Source organism: Polaromonas sp. P1_G4 (genome assembly GCF_056405475.1).
This window is the reverse complement of sequence record NZ_JBFUCA010000332.1, coordinates 1-4,775: the sequence shown is the minus strand read 5'-3', so window position 1 is coordinate 4,775 and position 4,775 is coordinate 1. Positions and strand designations below refer to the sequence as shown.

Here is a 4,775-nt window from a genome sequence, read left to right as displayed (position 1 = left end):
GTTTCTATTCATGCTGTCCCTCCATTGCCTAGCATCAGGCGGCGCGAACCGGGAAGCCTGCCGCTTCCTCCATCCGAAGAAATGCTTGCCAACACAGGCAGGCCCAATATCTGCACAAGGTCTTCGGCAGAGCGCACGCGGCGGTTGGCCAGTTCCAGCAGCAATCCGCATGCAATGCCGAGCAACGTCCCGCCAAAAGCAGCGACCAGCAGATTCACCAGCAGTTTCGGGCTCGAAGGGTTGACAGGAGGCGTTGCCATGTTCAGCCGCACAACATTGGTCTGGTTGCTCAGGCTCTGAAGGCGTGTCTGCGATGCACTCTGGCTGACAGCCTCAAAAGCGCGCTGGGCCGACTCGACATCGCGGCGATATACATTGAGCTCGTCCCGCTGCTTGTTCAGTTCGAGGACACGCGCTTTCTGTGCACCCACCGCGGCCTGCAGTTCACGCTCCCGGTCTYTGCCCACGCGGTAGGTTGTTTCGATGGATGCTGTGATGCGCGCAGTTTCGGTTGCCAGCCGGCTTTTCACAGCGGCCAGTTCGGATTCAGCGCGTTGCCGCTCAGGGTGATTAGCCCCGAGGCGCACACTGATTTCCTGTACCTTGGCCTCCAGCCGCGAAAGATCGGCCTTCAGGCCATTGATCAGGGGACTCTGCATGACTTCAGCGACGGTATCTCCGCGGGAGCTGCGTTTGCTCTGGCTGTCGGTAGTCTCGCCCTGCACAGTCGTGAGCTGGGAAGAAATTTCCCCCAGCTTCGCAGTCTCGTAGTCCACACGCTCGTCACTGCTGACAATACCGGCCTTCTGCTGGTACTCCGACAGGCGCGCCTGAGCCTCCTCAAGTTTCGCGCGAGATGCCTTGGTCTGATCATCAAACCATTCGGCGTAGATCTTGGCAGGTTCCGTCTTTAGCGACAGATTGGTATCGAGATAGGCCTGGGCAAAAGTATTGGCCGTAGTGGCGGCGACATCCGGATCGCTGCCCTTGTAGGTGATGTTGATCACGTTGCTTTCGCGCGCGGGCCGTACATCCAGTCCCTTCTGCAGGGACTCRGCCAGCCAGCTCTCCAGCGACCCGCGTCCATCGGTGGCCTCAAGCCAACGGGCTTTGGTGCGCGGATCTTCATCCAGCTTGAGCATTTTCACCACGCGCTGGGCCACACGGTCACCGCCGATGATGTCCACCTGTGTCGCCATGTAGCTGGGTGCGACCAGGCCGGGCAAGGCCGCGCCGCCGGCAACCGGATCAGGTGAACGCACGTCAACCAGTACGGCGGCCTGGGCGGTGTACTTGCGGGGAAGCGCGAGGCTGACGGCCAGCGCGGCCAATATGGCCACCAGCATGACGAGCACAACAACCCGATAACGGGCCCGCAGGATCAGCAGGAATTGATGGAGTGTCATGATTTAAAAGAGGCTTTCACGAACATAGATCACATCCTCGGCGCGAACGGGGTCGGTGAGYCGGGGGGTTGTTTCCACGACCTTCCCCGCCGCGTCGCGGCGATGCAGGCGCAGCCGGTTTTCACTGCCGCGCACCGTGGGTCCGCCGCCCTGGGCAAGCGCCTGCATCACGGTCATGCCCCGCTCGATGCGGTACGGTCCGGGGCGCTGTGCCTCGCCGTAGATATAAAACATCGGCGCCTTGTTGACATACAGCGTGTCTCCGCCCGCCAGCACAATGTCTTCATCTGATTTCTCGTTCAGAAAGAGTGCCGGAATATCAATCACTTTCCGAAACGGCTTACCCTCACGCTGGCCGGTCAGGATCAGTACATCGTCACCCGTAGGGGTCACACCGCCGGCAGCAGCCAGCATGTCGCTGACACGGGTGTTGAATGTTTCCAGGGGGAAACGGCCCGGGCGGCTTACCTGCCCCAGCACGGCGACCTGATTGCCCCGTACCTGCCGCAGGACGATGTTGACCTGCGGTACCTTAACGAAACCGCCGGTGCGCAAGGCATCTGCAATTTTCTTCTCGGCCTCTCCAATCGTCAGGCCACCCAGCTGAACGCTGCCAATCAGGGGATAGCTGATCACGCCGCTTTCAGATACCCGTGCGTCGACCGAGAGATCCGGACTCTGGTACACCTGCACGCCAATGGAATCGCCGGCGCCCAGGCGATAGTCCTGGTTGGTCGGCACAGCCGCAGCACCGGCAGCAGCCGGTGCAACGGGCGCAACCGGAGCTGTCACTGCAGCAGACTGACTTGATGCGGCCGGCTGGGCGCACGCGGGAACCGTCATCGCCAGAAGCAAGGCCAATAAGACCGGAGGAAAGTTACGAATCATGAATTTCATCTTGTTGTCGCCTTTTCGGAAAGCAAAATGTCTGTAAAGGACGCCGCAGGCTGGGGCCACGCCGGCGCCTGAAAGCGGGGTTGGTTGAAGGATTCCATCAAAAGCTCGCTTGTGCTGAAAGACCAAAGGCATTGCTGGTGTAGTCAAAACCCGGCTCAGTGGATTTGCGCCTGTCGCGCTGCACTGAAGCTATCAATTTGAGGGCACGCAGCGCCTGCCACTCAAGTGCCAGGGAAACCAGATTGCTGGTGTCGTGGCGGTCCGTTGCGGCAAAGCCCGGCAAAGGCCCCCGGAAGTCGCGTGCGCCGTGGTCATAGCGCAGGTGAACGGCCGTCTTCTCGCTGGGCTTCCAGGTCGGCGCGATAAAGAAGCGATAGCCTTCGTAATAGCTGGCTGTAGAAGTCTGATAGCTGCCCAGTTCCCGCACCAGGCCTCCGGCAAGGCTTGTCTTTGCCGTGATGTTCCAGGTCGCATCAAGCTGGCCGGTAAAACCCGAAAAATCCCGCGCAGCCAATCCATCGTGCTCGCGGTCGAGGTGGGACAAGCGCGCCCGCAGGGTGGTTTTTCCGGTTGGCGCCCAGTCCAGCCGAACCTCATGCTCAGTATCCGTAAAGCTCCCCGCAAACGTTGGCGACGGCACCCGGCCCGGATAGTCACCGTTGCCCCGCTTATAGCGATAAGCCATGGAAGTGTTCGAGGGGAAGACATAGCGTACGCCGCCCTCGGCTCCCCGAATTCGTGAGTCGCCTTCAAAGGTGAAGGGCTGGCTGCTGGTGCTGGTGCGTTCGAAAAGTCCGCCAACCAGCCGCCACGCACCATCGAGCTCGTATTCCGCATCAAACACGGTCGAGCGGTTGGTCCGGCGATTGAGTTGACCTGAGTTCTGGACGTCGGCCGTGTTGTCGACAAATTCCCGCCGGTCGGAGGTCAGGTTGCCATGCAAGGCCGGCGTAAAACTCCAGCGCCAGGCGGCGGCGTAATTCACCGCGGTGAAATCAAGATTGGAAAAGCGGCTGTAATGATGGTCTTCGACCCCAGCGTCGAGCTCAAATCTCTGAAGCCCGAAAGGCTTGTTTATCTTAAAACCTGCTGTCGTCACCGAAACTGTGTCCGCGCGGTCCGTGGTTCCTATCAATGCCTGGGCATTCGCTGTATCGGACAACCGGAAGACATTGCTGTCGTGCGTGACGGATTGCCCGGCCTTGAACTGAAGGGTGTCAAGCTCATCGGCATGCACCGCCAACGGAAACAGGCTCAGCAACAAGAGCGGAATGGGAAGGAGGTCGCGGTGAGGCATCAGCTGTCCTTTTTTTGCTTTTAGTAAGCCGCACTGTCCTTGAAGACCAGGCRGATCGTTTTCAGAATGATGAAAAAATCGAGCTGCAGCGACCAGTTGCGCAGGTAATCCAGGTCGCAATCGATACGCGACTGCATCTTGTCGAGCGTGTCGGTTTCGCCGCGCTGCCCATTCACCTGAGCCCAGCCGGTAATGCCGGGCCTGACCTTGTGGCGAACCATGTAGCCCTTGATGAGAGAGCGATACATCTCGTTGTGTGCCACGGCGTGCGGTCGCGGGCCGACGATGCTCATGCGCCCTTGCAATACGTTGATGAATTGCGGTAATTCGTCGAGCGAGGTTTTGCGCAGAAAAGCGCCCAGGCGGGTGATCCGCATGTCATTCTTGCGAGCCTGTTGAATCGTGCCACCGTCCTCGGTAACAGCCATGGACCGGAACTTGTAGACCAGAATCTGCTCACCGTCCAAGCCATAGCGCCGCTGCTTGAAAATGACAGGCCCCGGAGAGTCAAGCTTGACCATGATCCCGATCACCAGCATGACCGGAAAAATCAGCAACAGGATCAGCAGTGACAGCGCGATGTCGCTGGCCCGCTTCAGTACGCCGCTGACACCCCGGAACGGCGTATCGCAGACAGATATCACCGTGACCCCGCAGACCGAATCGCTGCGGCCCTGTATCAGGTCGGTAATGAACATGTCGGGGACAAAATAAATCGACGCTGTGGTGTCCTTCAGGCCATCAAGCACCTGCAGGATGCGCGGCCGCGATGCCATGGGCAAGGACAGATAAATAAACTGGATACGGTGCTGCTTGACGTAAGCCGGAAGGTCGTCAATTTTTCCCACCAGTTGGTAGTCATCCTGTGACTCCCTGCGGTCTTCCCCGCGGTCGTCGAAAAAACCCTTCAAATCAATGCCCGAATACGCCGAACCTGTGATGTGCCGGGCCAGAGAAACGCCCTGCTCGTTCATACCGACGATGACAGCACCCCGAACCGCCCCCTGCAATTTCAGCAACTGCGGAGCGGCAGCACGCAGAGCCACATGCGCACCCGCCTGGGCAACCGGCGCGACCCATAGCCAGTTAACCAGTACCGTCATGGAAAATTTATAGAAATATTCGGTGGCAAAACCCGTCAGCAGCAACAAGCCGGCAATCCATATCCAGTGAAA

Annotated in this window: 4 protein-coding genes; all 4 read right to left on the bottom strand. The window is 59.2% G+C overall.

What is annotated here, in order from left to right:
- Positions 1 to 8: 8 nt before the first annotated feature.
- Positions 9 to 1,406 (bottom strand): chain length determinant protein EpsF, encoded by a 1,398-nt coding sequence (gene epsF, locus AC1D1X_RS15885; protein ID WP_477698627.1) that lies wholly within the window; start codon positions 1,404 to 1,406, stop codon positions 9 to 11.
- 3 nt (positions 1,407 to 1,409) lie between these two features.
- Positions 1,410 to 2,435, bottom strand: a complete 1,026-nt coding sequence (gene epsE, locus AC1D1X_RS15880) for a polysaccharide export protein EpsE (protein WP_477698626.1) — start codon at positions 2,433 to 2,435, stop codon at positions 1,410 to 1,412.
- Positions 2,401 to 3,600 carry an XrtB/PEP-CTERM-associated polysaccharide biosynthesis outer membrane protein EpsL gene (gene epsL / locus AC1D1X_RS15875; RefSeq protein WP_477698625.1) on the bottom strand — a complete coding sequence of 400 codons (1,200 nt, stop codon included), beginning with the start codon at positions 3,598 to 3,600 and terminating at the stop codon, positions 2,401 to 2,403. The genes epsE and epsL overlap by 35 nt, the downstream gene beginning before the upstream one ends.
- Before the next feature lie 20 nt (positions 3,601 to 3,620).
- A partial coding sequence (locus AC1D1X_RS15870; RefSeq protein ID WP_477698624.1) for an undecaprenyl-phosphate glucose phosphotransferase occupies positions 3,621 to 4,775 on the bottom strand: 1,155 nt, incomplete at its 5' end.

Bases quoted from the DNA above. Each gene is read 5' to 3' on its own strand.
- epsL (WP_477698625.1), bottom strand. From the start codon at position 3,600: ATGCCTCACCGCGACCTCCTTCCCATTCCGCTCTTGTTGCTGAGCCTG.